Origin of the sequence: Kitasatospora sp. NPDC127060 (genome assembly GCF_042724935.1) — a bacterium.
In the GTDB taxonomy this organism is placed as follows: domain Bacteria; phylum Actinomycetota; class Actinomycetes; order Streptomycetales; family Streptomycetaceae; genus Kitasatospora.
Window position 1 is genome coordinate 38,763 of record NZ_JBHXEG010000012.1, and the last position, 16,794, is coordinate 55,556.

The 16,794-nt window shown below is 72.6% G+C and carries 19 protein-coding genes; 8 read left to right on the forward strand and 11 right to left on the reverse strand.

What is annotated here, in order from left to right; translation table 11 throughout:
* Positions 1 to 48: 48 nt before the first annotated feature.
* Positions 49 to 639 carry a helix-turn-helix domain-containing protein gene (locus tag ACFWIS_RS09925; RefSeq protein WP_380451096.1) on the reverse strand — a complete coding sequence of 197 codons (591 nt, stop codon included), beginning with the start codon at positions 637 to 639 and terminating at the stop codon, positions 49 to 51.
* Between the two features lie 213 nt (positions 640 to 852).
* On the opposite strand from ACFWIS_RS09925, the gene ACFWIS_RS09930 reads away from it, so the two are divergent.
* Together ACFWIS_RS09930 and ACFWIS_RS09935 are read left to right on the forward strand one after the other, a co-directional pair.
* Complete coding sequence (locus ACFWIS_RS09930) at positions 853 to 1,665, forward strand: AzlC family ABC transporter permease (protein ID WP_380451094.1); 813 nt, start codon at positions 853 to 855, stop codon at positions 1,663 to 1,665.
* Positions 1,665 to 1,973, forward strand: coding sequence for an AzlD domain-containing protein (locus ACFWIS_RS09935; RefSeq protein WP_380451177.1), 309 nt, complete (start codon positions 1,665 to 1,667; stop codon positions 1,971 to 1,973). The genes ACFWIS_RS09930 and ACFWIS_RS09935 overlap by 1 nt, the downstream gene beginning before the upstream one ends.
* A 132-nt stretch (positions 1,974 to 2,105) precedes the next feature.
* On the opposite strand, the gene ACFWIS_RS09940 is transcribed toward ACFWIS_RS09935, so the two are convergent.
* Positions 2,106 to 2,420 (reverse strand): hypothetical protein, encoded by a 315-nt coding sequence (locus ACFWIS_RS09940; RefSeq protein WP_380451092.1) that lies wholly within the window; start codon positions 2,418 to 2,420, stop codon positions 2,106 to 2,108.
* A gap of 152 nt (positions 2,421 to 2,572) precedes the next feature.
* On the opposite strand from ACFWIS_RS09940, the gene ACFWIS_RS09945 reads away from it, so the two are divergent.
* The 6 genes from ACFWIS_RS09945 to ACFWIS_RS09970 all read left to right on the forward strand — a co-directional run bounded on the left by ACFWIS_RS09945 (position 2,573) and on the right by ACFWIS_RS09970 (position 8,498).
* Complete coding sequence (locus ACFWIS_RS09945) at positions 2,573 to 3,751, forward strand: acyl-CoA dehydrogenase family protein (protein WP_380451090.1); 1,179 nt, start codon at positions 2,573 to 2,575, stop codon at positions 3,749 to 3,751.
* Between the two features lie 74 nt (positions 3,752 to 3,825).
* Positions 3,826 to 4,200, forward strand: a complete 375-nt coding sequence (locus tag ACFWIS_RS09950; protein WP_380451088.1) for an ADP-ribosylation/crystallin J1 — start codon at positions 3,826 to 3,828, stop codon at positions 4,198 to 4,200.
* 44 nt (positions 4,201 to 4,244) lie between these two features.
* Positions 4,245 to 5,030: an ATP-grasp domain-containing protein gene (locus ACFWIS_RS09955; protein WP_380451175.1), complete on the forward strand. Its 786-nt coding sequence runs from the start codon at positions 4,245 to 4,247 to the stop codon at positions 5,028 to 5,030.
* Between the two features lie 215 nt (positions 5,031 to 5,245).
* Positions 5,246 to 6,124 carry an alkaline phosphatase family protein gene (locus ACFWIS_RS09960; RefSeq protein WP_380451086.1) on the forward strand — a complete coding sequence of 293 codons (879 nt, stop codon included), beginning with the start codon at positions 5,246 to 5,248 and terminating at the stop codon, positions 6,122 to 6,124.
* Positions 6,125 to 6,500: 376 nt separating this feature from the next.
* Positions 6,501 to 6,983, forward strand: coding sequence for a hypothetical protein (locus ACFWIS_RS09965; RefSeq protein ID WP_380451084.1), 483 nt, complete (start codon positions 6,501 to 6,503; stop codon positions 6,981 to 6,983).
* Between the two features lie 219 nt (positions 6,984 to 7,202).
* Positions 7,203 to 8,498, forward strand: a complete 1,296-nt coding sequence (locus ACFWIS_RS09970) for a multidrug effflux MFS transporter (protein ID WP_380451083.1) — start codon at positions 7,203 to 7,205, stop codon at positions 8,496 to 8,498.
* Between the two features lie 95 nt (positions 8,499 to 8,593).
* Here ACFWIS_RS09970 and ACFWIS_RS09975 read toward each other — a convergent pair whose 3' ends face one another.
* The 9 genes from ACFWIS_RS09975 to ACFWIS_RS10015 all read right to left on the reverse strand — a co-directional run bounded on the left by ACFWIS_RS09975 (position 8,594) and on the right by ACFWIS_RS10015 (position 16,679).
* On the reverse strand, positions 8,594 to 10,336 hold the full coding sequence (locus ACFWIS_RS09975; RefSeq protein ID WP_380451081.1) for a glycosyl hydrolase family 18 protein: 1,743 nt from the start codon (positions 10,334 to 10,336) through the stop codon (positions 8,594 to 8,596).
* A 498-nt stretch (positions 10,337 to 10,834) separates the two neighbouring features.
* Entirely contained in the window at positions 10,835 to 11,386 is a 552-nt protein-coding gene (locus ACFWIS_RS09980) for a hypothetical protein (protein WP_380451079.1), read from the reverse strand.
* Positions 11,387 to 11,600: 214 nt separating this feature from the next.
* Positions 11,601 to 12,563 carry an ABC transporter substrate-binding protein gene (locus ACFWIS_RS09985; protein WP_380451077.1) on the reverse strand — a complete coding sequence of 321 codons (963 nt, stop codon included), beginning with the start codon at positions 12,561 to 12,563 and terminating at the stop codon, positions 11,601 to 11,603.
* A 62-nt stretch (positions 12,564 to 12,625) separates the two neighbouring features.
* Positions 12,626 to 13,303 carry an ABC transporter permease gene (locus ACFWIS_RS09990; RefSeq protein WP_380451076.1) on the reverse strand — a complete coding sequence of 226 codons (678 nt, stop codon included), beginning with the start codon at positions 13,301 to 13,303 and terminating at the stop codon, positions 12,626 to 12,628.
* A complete protein-coding gene (locus ACFWIS_RS09995) occupies positions 13,300 to 13,968 on the reverse strand; it encodes an ABC transporter permease (RefSeq protein ID WP_380451074.1) in 669 nt (222 codons plus the stop codon). Before ACFWIS_RS09995 ends, ACFWIS_RS09990 begins: the two co-directional genes overlap by 4 nt.
* Positions 13,958 to 15,172 carry an ABC transporter ATP-binding protein gene (locus ACFWIS_RS10000; protein WP_380451072.1) on the reverse strand — a complete coding sequence of 405 codons (1,215 nt, stop codon included), beginning with the start codon at positions 15,170 to 15,172 and terminating at the stop codon, positions 13,958 to 13,960. Before ACFWIS_RS10000 ends, ACFWIS_RS09995 begins: the two co-directional genes overlap by 11 nt.
* Before the next feature lie 274 nt (positions 15,173 to 15,446).
* Positions 15,447 to 15,833 (reverse strand): rhodanese-like domain-containing protein, encoded by a 387-nt coding sequence (locus tag ACFWIS_RS10005; RefSeq protein ID WP_380451071.1) that lies wholly within the window; start codon positions 15,831 to 15,833, stop codon positions 15,447 to 15,449.
* Entirely contained in the window at positions 15,827 to 16,372 is a 546-nt protein-coding gene (locus ACFWIS_RS10010) for a cysteine dioxygenase (RefSeq protein ID WP_380451069.1), read from the reverse strand. The genes ACFWIS_RS10005 and ACFWIS_RS10010 overlap by 7 nt, the downstream gene beginning before the upstream one ends.
* 229 nt (positions 16,373 to 16,601) lie before the next feature.
* On the reverse strand, positions 16,602 to 16,679 hold the full coding sequence (locus ACFWIS_RS10015; protein WP_101948289.1) for a putative leader peptide: 78 nt from the start codon (positions 16,677 to 16,679) through the stop codon (positions 16,602 to 16,604).
* Between the last annotated feature and the right edge of the window lie 115 nt (positions 16,680 to 16,794).

The window sequence follows — 16,794 nt, forward strand, 5'->3', positions numbered from 1 at the left end:
CTCAGTCGTCGACCGTTCCCGGCGTTCGGCCGCGCCGGAGGCGGCCTGTCAGATGTGCTCCATCACGATCACCGCGAGGGTGTCCGGGGCCAGGGCGCGGAACACGTGCGGGGCGTCGCCGGGGTAGCTGATGTAGTCGCCCGGGCCCAGCTCGACCGGTGACTCGCTCGGGCCGACCAGGGCCCGGCCCGCGCCGATCATCACGTGCTCGACGGTGCCGGGCATGTGCGGGTCGGAGGCCCGGGTCTCGCCGGGCTGGGCCTCGATCCGGTAGATGTCGCGCCGGGCGTTCGGCGGGCAGGAGGAGAGCACGGTGGCCGCGTAGTCGGCCCGTTCGGAGTGGGTCACCGGGCCCTCTCCGGCCCGCAGCACCTTGACGGTCGGGCGTGGCGGGTCGACCAGTCGACTGAACGGCACGTTCAGTGCCACCCCGAGCGCCCAGAGCGTCTCCACGCTGGGATTGCCCGCGCCCGACTCCAGTTGGGAGAGCGTCGACTTGGCGATGCCGGCGCGGCGGGCCAGCTCGGTCATCGACAGTCCGCCGCGTTCGCGTTCGCGCCGGATGGCCGCGGCGATCTGGCCGATCAGCTCCGTGCCGGAGCCGTTGGCGCCCTCGGCCCGGGGGGTCCGGTCACTCATCCTCGCCACTCACGATTCTCGCCACTCACGCTTTCTCCAGACTCCTTCGGTCGGTTTCCCGCAGTCGGCGCCGCTCGGGTTCCGGCTGGCGCCGGTCGGTGCCGTTCATGCTGCCACGGCTGTCGCCGAGGATTCGCCGGTGAGCTTCGTTCGCTGTGCCGGTCGTTCCGTTCGCCTTGACGAACCTGGTGTCTCGGGTTCACTCTGATGGACATGCGTTCGCTTCTCCGAACACTCGAACATGCCACCCTCCGCGACATCGCCCTGGTCTGCCTCGCCGACGCGCTGGTCGGCGCCTCCTTCGGCGCGATCAGTGTGTCCGGCGGCCTGCCGCTCTGGGTGCCGGTGGCCCTCTCCGTCCTCGTCTTCGCGGGCGGCTCGCAGTTCGCGGCCGTCGGCGTGGTGCTGTCCGGCGGCGGTGCGCTGGCCGCCGTCGCCACCGGGCTGGTGCTCAACGCCCGACTGCTGCCGTTCGGCTTCGCCGTCGCCGACGTCCTCCAGGGCCCTTGGTGGCAAAGGCTGTTCGGGGCGCAGATGCTCACCGACGAGAGCGCGGCCTTCGCACTCCAGGAGAGCGAACCGCGGCGGCGCCGGGCGGTGTTCTGGATCTGCGGGGTCTCGCTGTTCGTGGTGTGGAACGTCGCGGTGCTGCTCGGTGGCCTCGCCGGCGGGCTGATCGGGAACACCGACGTGTTCGGCCTGGACGCCGCCTTCCCGGCGGTGCTGCTCGCCCTCGTGCTGCCCTCGCTCGCGGACCGCGGGACCCGTACCGCGGCGGTGGCGGGCGCGGTGGTGGCCGTCGCGGCCACACCGTTCGTACCGGCCGGGCTGCCCGTGCTGCTCGCCCTGGTCGGGCTGCTGTTCGCCGGGCGGCCGATGGCGGTGTCGGGGTCGGAGCCGAAATCGGGACCGGGGTCGGAGCCGAAGTCGGAGTCGGGGTCGGGGTCGGCGTTCGATTCGCCGGATTCGCCGGATTCGCCGGAGCCAGTGGTCGCTGCGGCGGCCGTGAAGGAGGACGTCCGATGATGCCCCTGTACGCCGTACTGCTGCTGGCCGCCGGGACCTACGCCTACCGCGTGGCCGGTCCACTGCTCGGGCACCGGCTCGCGCTCTCGGAGCGGCTGCGCCACCTGCTGATGGTCGCGGCAGCGGTGCTGCTGGTCGCGCTGGTGGTGACCGGCGCGCTGACCCAGGGGCACGGCTTCGCCGGGTGGGCGCGCCCGGCGGGCGTGCTGGTCGCGGGGGTCCTCGCGTGGCGCAAGGCGCCGTTCCCGCTGGTGGTCCTGGCCGCCGCCGGGACGGCGGCTGTACTGCGGCTGTGCGGGGTGGGGTGAGGGGACAGGCGGGGCGCCGGGCTGACGGCTGACAACGAACAAGTTTCAGCGAACAGCTGACAGATTTCGAAATCTGTCAGCTGTTCGCTGTTGTCCGTCAGCCGTCAGCCGTCAGCCGTCAGCCGCTCGCCGTCAGCCGTCCGTCGCCGACCGCTCCGCCTGGATCTCCGGCCGCTTGCTGTCCCACAGCAGCTCCCACACCTTGAACACGCAGTGGTAGTCGCGCATGCTCCCCTGGAGGATCAGCAGGAAGGTGTCCCCGTCCCGGAGCAGCGTCTTCCGCCGGCTGCTCATCGGATGGTCCGGGGTGTAGGTCGGGACGATGCGCCGCAGCTCCGCGACGGCCTCCTCGCGGGTGCCCTCGACCTCGCCGAGCACCTTGCTGCCCCAGGTCCGGTCCCTGCCGATGCCCACCGTCTCCTCGACGACCAGCGCCCAACGCGTCATGCTCCGCCTCCCCCTTCCGTGTTCGCTCGGGCCGGTCGCGTAGTCCGGCGCCGTGCTGGACATGTCGTGTTCCTCACGCGTTCCCGTCGGCCCGAGGCCGGGCGGGTTACGGAATACTCGCCGGTGTCCCGCCGAGACTACAAGGAGCTTCAATGACGAAGCCGACCCGGATCGACCCGTCCGACCTGCTCGCGGTCGGCGACCTCCTCTCCGACGAGGAGCGGCTGATCCGTGACACCGTCCGCCGGTTCACCGAGGAGCGGATCCGCCCGCACATCGGCGAATGGTTCGAGCGCGGTGTCTTCCCGGCCCGTGAACTCGCCCCCGAGCTCGGTGCCCTCGGCGTGCTCGGCATGCACCTCGACGGCTACGGCTGCGCGGGCGCCGGCGCCGTGGCGTACGGGGTCGCCTGCATGGAGTTGGAGGCGGCCGACTCGGGGCTGCGCAGCTTCGTCTCGGTCCAGGGCTCGCTCGCGATGCGCTCGATCCACGCCTTCGGCTCCGAGGAGCAGAAGCAGCGCTGGTTGCCCGGCATGGCGGCCGGTGAGCTGATCGGCTGCTTCGGCCTCACCGAGCCCGACTTCGGCTCGGACCCGGCGAACATGCGCACCCGGGCGGTGCGCAAGGGCGGCGACTGGGTGCTGTCCGGCAGCAAGATGTGGATCACCAACGGCAGCATCTCGGACGTCGCCGTGGTCTGGGCGCAGACCGAGGAGGGGGTGCGCGGCTTCCTGGTCGAGCGCGGCACCCGCGGCCTGACGGCGACCGACGTGCACGGCAAACTCTCCCTGCGCGCCTCCGTCACCAGCGAGTTGGCCTTCGACGAGGTGGTGCTGCCGGCCGATGCGGTGCTGCCCGGCGTCACCGGTCTGCGCGGGCCGCTGTCCTCCCTCGGCGAGGCCCGCTACGGCATCCTCTGGGGCACCGTCGGCGCCGCCCGCGACTGCTACACCGCTGCCCTGGACTACGCGAAGAGCCGGATCCAGTTCGACCGTCCGATCGCCGGCTTCCAGCTGACCCAGCAGAAGCTGGTCGAGATGATGCTGGAAGTCGAGAAGGCGTACCTGGTGGCCCTGCGGATCGGCCGGCTGAAGGAGCAGGGCGCGGCCCGCCCGGCGCACATCAGCTTCGGCAAGCTCAACAACGTCCGCAGTGCGCTGGAGATCGCGCGCAGCGCCCGGACCGTCCTCGGGGCCAACGGCATCACCACCGAGTACCCGGTGCTGCGGCACGCCAACAACCTGGAGTCGGTGCTCACTTACGAGGGCACCAGCGAGATCCACACCCTGGTCCTCGGCGAGGCCATCACCGGTGAGTCCGCCTACCGCTGACGGGCCGTCCGCTGCCACCCGGAGCTGCGAAAACCGGTGGCCGGGCCCGTCGCGGCCCGGCTACCGTCCCCGGCATGACCAACCAGCCCGTTCAGCAGTCCCCGACCACCACCCTCTGGCGCCCCACCGGCCCGGAGGAACTGGCCCTGGTCGAGGCCGCCGATCGGCGCGCCTGGCCGCCCCGGCTGCCCGAGCAGCCGATCTTCTACCCCGTGCTGAACGAGGACTACGCGATCCGGATCGCCCGCGACTGGAACGTGCCGGCCTCCGGCGTCGGGTACGTCACCCGCTTCGAGGTGGAGACGGACTTCCTCGCCCGCTATCCGGTGCAGCGGGCCGGCGGCCGGACGATCCTCGAACTCTGGGTGCCGGCCGAGGAGTTGGCCGAGTTCAACCAGCACATCGTCGGCCGCATCGAGGTCGTCCACGAGTTCCGGCCGCAGCCGTGACAACCGCAGCCGTGACAGCCACAGCCGTGGTGCCCGACCCTGCAATGCCCGATGCCGTCCTGCTCACCTCCGCCCAGCCCACCGGCACCACCACCCTGCTCACCGCGGCCGCCGCCCGCCGGGGCCTGGCCACCGCCGTGCTGTCCGGCCCGGAGCAGGTCGGACGGTTCGCCGGGCGGCCAGTCCACTGGTACGGCGGGCCGCTCGCCGCCGCCCGGATCGCCGGACCGTTGGGGCTGGCGCTGCTGGAACCCGAGGACGACTGGCTCGCTCGGCTCCCCGAGGAGTTCACCCGCCGTCGGATCGAACTGACCACCCTGGCCGAGGCCTGGACGCTGCGCCACCCGGTCTTCGTCAAGCCGCCGGCCGACAAGTCGATCCCGCCCGCGGTCTACCCGGACGGCTCCCGGCTGCCCCGCACCGGCGAGCGGATCGGCCCGGACACCCCCGTGCTGGTCAGCGAGCCGGTGACCTTCGCCGCCGAATACCGGCTGTTCCTGCGCGACGGCGAGGTGCTCACCGGTAGCCGGTACGCCCGCTTCGGCCGGCTCGACCCGGCGCCGCTCACCGCCGCGGCCACAGCCTTCGCCCGCCGGCTGCTGGACGCCGTCGGGGACACCCTGCCCAGCGCCGTAGCCCTGGACGTCGGCCCGATCGCCGACCCGTACGACCCGGCCGAGCACTGGGCCGTGGTCGAGGCCAACCTGCCCTGGTTCGCGAACTGCTACGCCGCCGACCCGGACCGCGTCCTGGACGTCGTGCTGCGTGCGGCGGGCCCGGCCGCCGTACTCGCCGACCCGGACCGCCGCTTCGTCCGGGCGACCGGCTGACGGACGGGCGCCGGGCGCCGCAGAAACTCCCGACGCCGCATAGGCTCCCGACACCGGAGACCTCTCGACGCTCCCGGCAACCTCCCGACACCTTCCGGACACCCGCCGTTGGACGGCCCGACGCCGCGCGGTACGGCGGGCCGTGAAGCATGGCGCGGTCGGCGGCGTCCTCGGCGGGCGCGGCCGGGTGTGCACGACCGAAAGGAAGCTCCACCATGTCCGCAGCCCAGTGGCCCCGCCCCCGCGTCCTCGTGATCGGGATCGACGGAGTCCGCCATGACTACCTGGCGCAGGTGCCGATGCCGCGCCTCCAGGAGGTCGCCGAGGCCGGGTTCCTGGTGCCGGTGACGGTCGCGGACTCCACGCCCACCATGTCCGGCCCCTGCTGGGCCACCATCGTGACCGGCGTCGAGCCCGCCAAGCACGGCGTCTGGGGCAACCACCTGGGCGGCAACCGGCTGGACGTCTTCCCCGACTTCGCCACCCGCCTCAACCGCGGCGACCGCCGCCGCACCTTCGTCGCGGCCGGCTGGGACCCGCTGATGATCAACGAGTCCGGCGGCCCGCTGTTCCGAGCCCCCGGCCGGCTCTCATACGTGGCCCCGGCCGAGGACACCCCCGAGGCCTGGGAGGCCGTCGACGAGGAGGTCACCCGGGAGGCCGTCCACGTCCTCGGCACCGCCGACCCCGAGGCCTCCTTCGTCTACCTCGGCGCGGTGGACGAGACCGCCCACTTCCTCGGCTGCGGCGAGGAGTACCGCGCCTCGATGCGCACCGCCGACGAGCGCCTCGGCCGTCTGCTGGACGCCGTCCGCGGCCGGGAGGGCTACGCCGAGGAGCAGTGGACCGTCATCGTGGTCACCGACCACGGGCACGTCGACGCCGGCGGCCACGGCGGCCGTACGGTCGAGGAGCGCACCGCCTGGGTCGCCTGCGCCGGGCACGGCATCCCGGCCGGCCCGCCGACCGGCGAGATCCGCCACCCCGACGTCGCCGCCCAGGTGTACGCCTCGCTGCTGCGCCCGATCGACCCGCACTGGACCCTCGACGGGCGCCCCTTCCCCGTCGCCCGGCCGGTCCCCGCCGCGGTCTGACGCGTCACCCGACTCCGCGTCATGCCCCGGGTGCAGCAGGCCGGGCTGCGGTGGAACCCCGCTTGAGTCAGGCTCGATCGGGGCGCGGGAGGTACGCGAACCCGGCGTGGTAGCCGGAGCGCCGCAAGGCACGTACGTCCGGGACCGGGCCCATGGACGTACGCCTCAAGGTGGAGACCGTACCCCGTGGGTTGGATGCAAGATCGCGACCTGGTGGTGACGCTCGGGCAGGACGGCCCGGGCCACCATGGATACACCCGGCCGGCGGAATGCTCGGCCCGGACGGGTCACGGACGGACCGGCCACGGTCCCGGACGCACCGGACCCAGCGGACGACCGGAAGCATCAGCGACGTACACGGAGAGGGCAGTCAGGCATGAAGGGCATCGTGAGCAAGGTCGCGCTGGGAGTCGCGGGCACCGGCATGGCCGTCGCCGTGGTAGCCGTGGCAATCGGCCCACGGGTGTCCGAGTGGTACGACGGGCGCCACCAGGAGCAGGTCTCGTACGACAGCGGCTCGCAGGCCAAGGCCGACCGCCGCTCGATGCCCGCCTGGCTGCCCGACAACGCCTCCTCGGTCAAGTACGTGATGTCCACCACGGGTGACGACCGGCTGCTGCGGGCCACCCTCCCCGAGGGTCGACTGCCCGTCGGCTGCCACACCGGGGTGCCGGGCAAGGGCCCGCACCCGGTGCCGGTCTCGCTCAAGGCGGGCTGGTTCCCGGAGGGCGTCGCGGACAAGGCCACCGGCACCTGCGGGCACTACAATGTGACGCTCACCGGCAACCAGCTCTACGCGTGGCAGGACGGCGCGGCGCTGCAGGCGGCTCTCCGCGCCGAGCACGTCGCCAAGCACTGAGGGTGCTGACCGGGCGCTGATCCCGGATCAGCCGTCCTGACCAGGGAACGAACGGCCCGCCGGGCACCGGAAGGTGCGGGCGGGCCGTCGTCGTGCGCGTGCTGTGGATCGGCCGGTGGGCGGATCCGTCCCGGTGCACCCCTGCCGTCGTCACGTCCGCCGGGCTGCGATAGGACGGATCGCGAACGAACCCGAGTCACCGCGTCCGTTAGGAGAGCCATGCCCGGCCCGACCGTCGGTCCGACCGACGACACGTCGACCGCTCCCGCCCCAGCAACCGGCACGTCACCGGCCGTCGGCCCGAAGACCGGTGCCGGCCGGGCCACCATCGCCGTCCTCGGCGGTCTCACCGCGCTCGGCCCGCTGACCACCGACCTCTACCTGCCCGGCCTGCCCGCGATCGCCGACGACCTGGCGGCCGAACCGGCGGCCGTCCAGCTCACCCTGACCTTCTCGATGCTCGGGGTCGCGGCCGGGCAGCTGCTCTTCGGACCGCTCAGCGACCGCTTCGGGCGCCGCCCGCCGCTGCTCGCCGGACTGGTCGTCTACACCCTGTCCAGCGTGGTGTGCGTGTTCGCGCCGAACCTCCCGGTGCTGATCGCGGCCCGCTTCGTCCAGGGCGTCGCCGGATCGGCGGGACTGGTCATCGGACGCGCCGTCGCCCGGGACCGCTTCCAGGGAGTCGCGATGCTGCGCTTCCTCGCCTCGATCGCGCTGATATCCGGGCTGGCACCGATCCTCGCGCCGGTGGTCGGGGCGCAGCTGATGCGCTTCACCTCCTGGCGCGGCACCTTCGGGGCGCTCACCGCGCTCGGGCTGCTGCTCACCCTGGCCGCCTTCGGCGCGCTGCGCGAGACCCTGCCGCCGCAGGCCCGGGTGGGCGGCGGGGTCGGCGTCGCGCTGCGGACCATCGGCCGACTGCTGCGCCATCTGCCCTTCCTGGGACTGGCGTTGACGAGTTCGCTGGCGTTCGGCGCGCTGTTCGGCTACATCAGCGGCTCGTCCACGGTGCTGCAGCACGTGTACCAGGTCTCGCCGCAGACCTACAGCCTGCTGTTCGGCCTGAACTCGCTGTCCATCGTGGTGATGACCCAGCTGAACGGGCGGGTGCTGGCGCCGCGCTTCGCGGCGCGGTCGCTGATGCTGGCCGGGCTCGGGACGGCGGTCGCGGCCGGGGTGGCGCTGGTGCTGCTGACGACGGTGTGGGACTTCGGGCTGGCCGGGTTCTGCCCGCCGCTGTTCGTGCTGATGGGCAGCCTCGGGGTGGTGCTGCCGAACACGGCGGCCCAGGCGCTGAGCCTGGTCGAGCCGCAGACGGCGGGGACGGCCTCGGCGCTGCTGGGGACGGGCAACTTCCTGTGCGGTGCGGTGGTCGCACCGTTGAGCAGCATCGGCGGGCGGCCGTCGGCGACGCTGCTGGCGCTGGTGGTCCTGGGTTGCGGGCTGCTGGCGTTGGCGGCGTACGTGGCGCTGTGCCGGCCGGGGCGGCTGCGGGAGGCGGCGGCGGACAACTGACGACGAACGGATGACAGCTGACAGATGATGAAATCTGTCAGCTGTCATCCGTTGTCTGTTACCTGTTCTCCGTTACTCGTTCTCCGTCACCGCCGTCAGGCGATCGAGAAGTCGTCCCCGTACACGCTGCCCTGCCCGTACCAGCCGTGCAGGTACACCGTGACGCTGCCGGTGGCGTCGGTGGTGAAGGGGACGGACAGCTTGGTCCAGCCCGAGGCGTTGGCCCAGGTGCTGGCGGTGGCACCGCCGCTGACGCCCAGGTAGGCGTAGTTGCCCTGTACCCAACCGCTCAGCGTGTAGACGGTGTTGGGCTTCAGCTTGACTGTCTGGCCGCACTCGCCGGTCTGGCTCGAGGAGGCCGCGGCCTGCAGCGCGTGAGAGCCGGCGTGGACCGGGGTTGAAACGACGCCCCCGCCGGTCTGGCAGGCCCACGGGGCCAGATTGCCGGTCTCCAGGTCACCGTTGACCAAGCTGGTCGACGGGGTCGTCCCGGTGACGGTCAGCGAGTAGGTCGCGGTGTGGGTGCCGGAGGGGCCGGTGGCGGTCACGGTCAGCGGGTAGGTGCCCGCCGCGGCGGCCGAGGTGGTGGCGATGTTCAGGGTGGCGCCGTTGCCGGCGGTGACGCTGCCGGGGGTGACGGTGGCGGTGACGCCGGCCGGGGCGCCGCTGACCGAGAGGTTGACGCTCTGTGCCGAGCCCGCCGTGACGGTCGTGGCGATGGCCGCCGAGGCGGACGCGCCGGCTTTCACGGTGGCCGAGTTCGGGTTCACCGCGACCGAGAAGTCGTTGGTCGCGGTGGAGCCGCTGGTGAACGGCGCGAACACATGGGTGAAGTCCCAGGTGTTCTGGGCGATGCCCGAGCAGGAGTCGTCCCCGGCCTTGCCCACGCAGCCGCCGTTGTCGCGCTGGAGCGCCCAGAAGGCGAGCGTGTTGATGCCCTTGGACGCCGCCCAGTTGTACACGGTGGTGGCGTTGGCCACGGTGAAGGTCTCGGCCGCGCCGTAGTCGTCGATGCCGACCATCTCGGTGATCCCGATCGAACCCCACAGCTGGGCCGGGGACTTGGCCGGGTAGAGCTGGGTCAGCTGGTCGTACAGGCCCTGCGCCGAGGTCTGGGTGTCGGCCGCCATGTCGTGGGTGGAGCCGTCGTAGTAGTCGAAGGTCATCATGTTGACGACGTCGATCCGGGCCTTGTTGCTGACCGCGTTCCGCAGTACCGCGAGGCCGTTGTCGGCGAGCCCGCTGGTGGTGGTCGGCAGGGTGTAGGAGAACTGGACACTGCGCCCGTTGGCGCCGGCCCAGTCCTGCACGACCTTGATCGCCTTGTTGCGGCGGTCGATGCCGGCCGTGTTGGTCAGCGAGTTGTCCTCGATGTCGAGGTCGATCCGGCTGATGTCGTAGGTGGTGATCAGGTTCTCGTAGGCGGCCGCGATCTGGTTGACGTCGGTGCAGCTGTCGGCCAGTTCGGTTCCGGTGTTGTCGGCGGTGTAGCCGCCGAAGGAGGGGATCACGTCCCCGCCGTTGGCGCGGATGGTGGCGATGTCGGCGCCGAAGGTCGACGAGGAGACCGGCTTGGAGGTGTCGCCGTTCCAGTACGGGGTGCAGGAGCCCTTGGTGGCGGCCTGCAGGAAGGCCATCGTCAGGTACTTGGCGCCGGACTGCGCGGCCAGGGTGGCGGGGCTCTGGCCGGTCCAGGACTCGAAGTAGGGCGCGAAGACCCGGGTGGGGAGCGGGGTGGCGGCCTGGGCGGAGCCCGTCCCGGCGGCGACCAGACCGGCCGAGGCGGCCAGGGTGGCGCAGGCCGTCAGTGCGGCCTGGAGGGTTCTGCGAAGACGCATGGATTCTCCAACAGACTTGGTGGGGCAGGACGTTGGGGAGTAACGCAACGGCCCGGGGCGTCGGCGGCCGTGTGGGGTCGGTCGCGTGGGCGCCTGGTCCGGGGCATTCGGTGCGGGAGGCGATGCGGGGGTTCGTGCGGACACAGGGGCATGCGGAACCCGCCGACTCGCGTGGTGGCGGGCGACGGTGCGAAGGTGCGCACGCCGTACGGAGCGGGGGTGGAGCGGAGCAGGGCAGGGCGGTGCCTCAGCCGCCGGTGGTCACACCCCCACAGTGCATCCCGGTCGGATCGACATGCTTATGTTTGGACTAGACCACTGGTCTGTCAAGAGAGCTAACAGTTCGTCAGCGGACGGCCTCGTTCACCGAAGGGCGGTGGTCGCCGAGCCGCCGGTGGCTATCGAGACGCCGATGGCCGCGCACCCGGCGGGCGGGGCGCGGCCACGGCTGCCCGGAGCTCAGGACACCGGGCGGTTGGGGGGAGGGGTGGAGCGGTGTCAGTGCGCCGGCGGGCAGAGGGTGGCGCGCAGCGCGTCGTCGATCTTCGCGGCGGTGTCCGGCCCGAAGCCCTGCGGGTGCTCGGGCGAGGTGAAGTTCTGGCCGGCCAGTTCGGCCAACTTCGCCTTGTCCTTGGGGTACTGGTACAACGCCTGGCACTGCTTGCGGGCCTGCTCCACCACCTGGTCGGGCTTGCCTCCGACGATCGCAGGGTCGATCGCGGTCAGCGCCGCGACCACCTTGCCGGTCAGGTCGGCGTCCGGCTTCCCGGGCAGTCCGGCGTCGGCCGGCGGTGCGGGCTTGGCCGGGGCCGAGCCGTCGGCGCCGGGAGCCGAAGCGGAGGCGGGGGCGTCGGGCGCGGACGGTGCGGCCGTCGTGGGCGCCGGGGTGGACGAGCCGGCCGAGGGGGCGCCGGATGCGGCGGCGACGGTGGGGGAGCCGGCCGCGGCGGTGCCCTTGCCCGAGGCCGAGCCCGAATCCGAGCTCGAGCAGGCAGCGAGGCTCACCGCGGCGAGTGCCGTGAGGGAGGCGGCGAGGAGACGAGTGCGCATGGCGCCACACTGTCATGTTCGCGGCGCGGAAGGGAAGGTCCCGTCCGGCCGGCGGAGGGCCCCGGTGCGGCGGACGGCGGCCCGGAGGGAGTGCCTCCATGCCGCTGTCCGCCCACTCCGACCGCCGGCCGTCGTTCAGTCCGTCCGTCGTTCAGTCCGGTTGCCGGTTGCCGGTTGCCGGTTGCCGGTCGCCGCTCAGTCCGGCCGTCGGTCGTCAGCCGAGCCCGTTGGCCTTCAGCCAGTCCTTGGCCACCGCCGACGGGTCCTCCTTGTCGACCGAGACCCGCTTCATCAGCCCCGTCAGCCCGGTCGTGTCGAGCTTGGCCGACACCGCGTTGAGCGCTGCCGTCGCCGTGGCGTCCACGCCCGCCTTGTTGATCAGCGGGGTGACGTTCTGCGCGCCGAAGACGTTCTTCGGGTCGCTCAGCGGCACGAGCTTGTACTGGACGATCTTCGGGTCGGTGGTGAACACGTTGCCGACCTGGATGCTGCCGTCCTTGAGGGCGTTCGCGGTGGTGTCGGCGGTGGGCTTCCACTCCTTGAAGGTCAGCCCGTAGGCGTCCTTGAACTGCTGCTCGCGGCGGGACTTGAACTCCGGCGGGCCGCCGATGGTGAACTCGCCGGCCTTGGCCGTCAGGTCGGCGACGCTCTTGAGGTTGTACTTGTCGGCCGTCTCCTGGGAGACGCTGAGCGAGTCCTTGTCCTCGGCGGGGGAGGAGTCCAGGATCCCGAGCGAGGCGGGCAGCGCCTTGGTCAGCGCCGCGTTCACGTCCTGGGTGGTGACGGCGGTGTTCTTGGCGTCCAGGTAGGCGAGCAGCGCGCCGTTGTACTCGGGCAGGACGGTCAGGTTGCCGCTCTGCAGCTGGCCGTAGAGCACCTCGCGGCTGCCGATGTTGAACTTCTCCTCGACCTTGACGCCCTTGGCCTTGAGCGCCTGCGAGTAGATCGAGCCGAGCAGCACGTTCTCCGGGAAGTTCGCCGAGCCGACGACCACCGTCCCGCCGCCGGAGTCGCTGCCGGAGCCGCCTCCCGTGGCGGCGGAACCGGCCCCGGAGGCCGAGGCGCTCGGGCCGCCGCCGAGCGGGTTGCTGCTGCTGGCGGAGGAGCCGCAGGCGGTGGCGCCCAGGGCGAGCGCGGCGAGCGTGCCGAGGACGACGGCGCGCCTGCTTCTCTGCATTGTCGACATGGTGACAGTTGTCCTTCCGGAGCGGATGGGAGAGGAAAGCGAAGGGGAGTGCCTCAGCGGGCCTTGCGCTGGGCGCGCACTCCGGGCGGGAGTGCGAACCGCGCGAGCAGGGCGAAGAACAGCTGGGCGCCGACCGCGAGCAGCACCACCAGCAGCGCGCCGCCCACGGTCACCGCGTACTGCCGGGTGGCCAGCCCGTCGATGACGTAGCGGCCGAGGCCGCCCAGTCCGACGTAGGCCGCCACCGTGGCGGTCGCGATCACCTGGACGGTCGCGGTGCGGAAGCCAGCCAGCAGGGTGGGCGCGGCGGAGGGCAGGCAGACCTGGAACAGCACCTGCGGGTGGGTCAGCCCGATCCCGCGCGCGGCGTCCCGGACGTCCGGGTCGGTGCCGCGCACCCCCTCGACGGCCGCCACCAGCAGCGGCGGCGCGGCCAGGGCGACCAGCGGGAACAGCACGGCGGTGTCGCCGACCCCGGCCAGCAGCACCGCGAGCGTCACCAGGCCGAGGGTGGGCAGTGCGCGGGCGGCCCCGGCGAGCGCGGTGACCACGGTGACGCCACGCCCGGTGTAGCCGATCAGCAGCCCGAGCGGGACGGCGATCAGCGCCGCGTAGAGCAGCGCCTCGCCGGAGAGCAGCAGGTGCTCGGAGACCCGGTGCACGATCGAGTCCGGGCCGCTGCGGCGGTCCGGGTCGGAGAAGAAGTCGCTCAGCCAGTTCAGCCAGTTCACGAGCCCGCCCCCTGCTCCCGGACGGCCCAGGGCGCGAGCAGCCGGCGGGCGGCCACCAGCAGTAGGTCGACGGCCAGCGCCAGCACGGCGATCAGCACGATGCCGGCCACGATCGGGGTCGGGAAGGTGCGCTGGAATCCGTCGATGAACAGGTAGCCCAGCCCGCCGCGCCCGATCAGCGCGCCGACGCTGGCCAGCGAGATGCTGGACACCGCGGCGACCCGAAGCCCGGCGATCAGGTACGGCACGGCGGCGGGCAGTTCGACGGCGGTCAGCCGGTGCCACGGCCCGTACCCCATCGCGGTGGCGGCCTGCCGGACGGAGTCCGGGACGGCGCGCAGCCCGTCCACGGTGGTCGGCAGCAGGACGGCGAGGGCGTAGAAGGTGAGCGGGATCATCACCGTCGCCTGGGTGGCGAGCCCGGTGTACGGGATCAGCACCACGAAGACGGCCAGCGAGGGCAACGCGTAGACGATGTTGAAGACGGCGGACAGCGGCTGGTACAGCCGGGGGAAGCGGGCGCAGGCCAGGCCGAGCGGGACGGCCAGCAGGAGGCCGATGAGCACTGGGACCAGGGCGATCACGGCGTGGTCGGCGAGCAGGTTGCCCAGGTATCCGACGTGGTCGCCGATCCAGTACCAGCGGACGAGCGGTTCATCGTCCACCGTGGGCTCCGTCCGCCGGTCCGGTCCGGTCCGGCTCATCGATGCCGACGGGCTTCTCCAGGCCGACGGGCTTCTCCACGCTGACGGCCTTCTCCGCGCCCGCAAACCCGTCGCCGATCGACCCGCCGCCGATCGACCCGCCGCCGATCGACCCGCCGCCGATCGAGCCGCCGACGGGTGTGAGCGCGCCGAGGACGGCCTCGCGGTCGGCGGTGCCGATCGCCCGGCCGTCGGCGTCCAGCGCGACCGCGACCCCGGCGGGGGAGAGCACGGCGGCGTCCAAGGCGGCGCGCAGGGTGTCGGTGTCCGGGCGGAAGCCGGCGGCCGGCAGCAGTTCGGTGCCGTCGGTGCCGCGGTCGATCCAGCCGATCGGTCGGCGCTCGTCGTCCAGGGCCAACTTCCAGCCGCCGTAACCGGATCCGTCGGCGAGCGGGTGCAGTCGGACGGTCTTCGCGGGCCGCAGACCGAGGCCGCGCAGGCCCCGGTCGCGGCCGAGGAAGGCGGCCACGCCGTCGTCGGCGGGGGAGGTCAGCAGGGTGTGGGGGTCGGCCAGTTGGGCGATCCGGCCGTGCTCCCGCAGCACCACGACCTGGTCGCCGAGGCGGACGGCCTCCTCGATGTCGTGGGTGACGAACAGCACCGTCTTGTGCAGCTCGGACTGCAGCCGCAGCAGTTCGTCCTGGAGTCCGGCCCGCACCACCGGGTCGACGGCGCTGAACGGTTCGTCCATCAGCAGCACCGGTGGGTCGGCGGCCAGCGCCCGGGCCACGCCGACCCGCTGCTGCTGGCCGCCGGACAGTTGGAACGGGTAGCGCTTGGCGGTCTCGGGGGCGAGGCCGACGAGTTCCAGCAGTTCGGCGGCCCGGGCGCGGGCCTTCTTGCGGTCCCAGCCGAGCAGGTAGGGCACGGTGGCGATGTTGTCGATCACCTTGCGGTGCGGGAAGAGCCCCGCCTGCTGGATCACGTAGCCGATGCCGCGGCGCAGCTTGGCGGGTTCCAGCTTCGCCACGTCGGCGCCGTCCAGCAGTACGCGGCCCGAGGTGGGCTCGACCATCCGGTTGACCATGCGCAGCAGGGTGGTCTTGCCACAGCCGGAGGGTCCGACCAGGACGGTTATCCGACCGGTCGGGACCTCGAGGTCCAGTCCCTCGACCGCGATGGTGCCGTCGGGGTGGCGCTTGCCGGCGCCCTCGAATCTGATCACGGAGTGTTTCCTCGTCAGGGCGCCCGGTGGAGGCGGCGCCTGTGTCGGTCGGTCTTTCGGTGGTTCGGTTGACGGCGGTCTGACCGCCCGGGCGTTCTTCCGCCCGCGTGGCTGCCCAGCTTCGGACCGGCGGAAACTCTGATCAGACTATGACCTGCATCATCTCCTGTCCCTGATTTACAGCCCGGCACGCGGCGTGACCCCGGCTCGGCGGCCGGGGCCACGCGGTGTGACCGTCGGTTCGACGGCCGGGGCCACGGGAGGTGACCTCGGCTCAGCCGCCCTGGAGGGTCGGCAGTCCGGCGGCTGCCCAGCCGACGAACCCGCCGTCCAGATCGGTCGCCCGGTGCAGCCCCAGCTCGCGCAGCGAGGCCGCGGCCAGACTGGAGGCGTAGCCCTCCGAGCAGACCACGATCACCTCGACGTCGTAGCCCGAGGCCTCGGGGATGCGGTGACTGCCCGTCGGGTCGAGCCGCCACTCCAGGACGTTGCGCTCGATGATCAGCGAGCCGGGGATCCCGCCCTCGGCCGCCCGCTGCGCCGCCGGACGGATGTCCACCAGCAGCGCGCCCTCCAGCTGGGCCTGGTACGCCTCCCGGGCGCGCGGACGGTGGACGCCCTCGCGGGCCCGCTCCACCAGGTCGTCGATCGTGGTCACCATTGCTCCGGTCCTTCCTCCGAGGTGCGGACGAGCCCGCCGGCCCGCAGGTCGTAGTGCGCCATCGAGCTGAGCGGGGGCGAGTAGGCGTGCAGTGTGACAGCCGGGCCCGAGGCGGTGTTGCGCACGTCGTGCACGTAGTCCGGGCCGAAGGCGCGGGCGGTGCCGGCTGGGACCCGGCGGATCAGGAGGCCCTGGTCCGGGCCGCCGAGGGACAGCTCCTCCAGCTCGCCGAGCGCGACGGTGAACGCGCCGCGCGAACCGCCGTGGTCGTGGAAGCCGGTGGACTGGCCGGGCAGCCAGCTGATCAGCCAGACCTCGTGGTCGTCGTCGGCCACCAGGCGCTGGTACCAGCGCTCCTCGGTGGAGAGCCGGACCAGGTGGATCCACTGTTCGGGCCGCTCGGCCAGCTCGCGGACGACGCTCCGCAGGGTGTTCGGGGTGAACGGGGCGCGGGCCCGCCCGGCGGTGGGTGGCTTCCCGGGGGTGGGTGGCTCCCCGGTGGTGGGGGTCGGGGTCTCGGCTACCAGGTCCAGGCTCATGGGGGCGTCCTCGGGTGCGGCGGGAACGTCGGCAGGGGCGCTCGGGTCCGGTGGCGGGGCTGCGGCGTGGGGGTGACGGTGGCGGGCGCGGGCCGGCGGAGCGACCCGGCTCGACCGGCACGGCACGCGCGGGTGCCGCCGGGCGGGCGGGATTCAGGACTGCGGATGCGGGTGCGCGGTACGGGCCCTGGCGGTGGTCACGGGGCGGAACCGGCGGAGCGGAGCAAGGTCAACAGGCACAGATGGAACTCGCCTGGCGCCGCAGATCGACGTGCAGGCGGCAAACCAGAGTGGTGCCGGAGTCCATGGCAGGGATCCTTTCCGAGCGGGTCGGAGGAAGTCAAGCCGGGGCGGCCGCTTGTTGCGCCCTGTTAACCAGCGGCCCGACCGCCTGCCCGACCGCCTGCCCGACCACTGGCCCG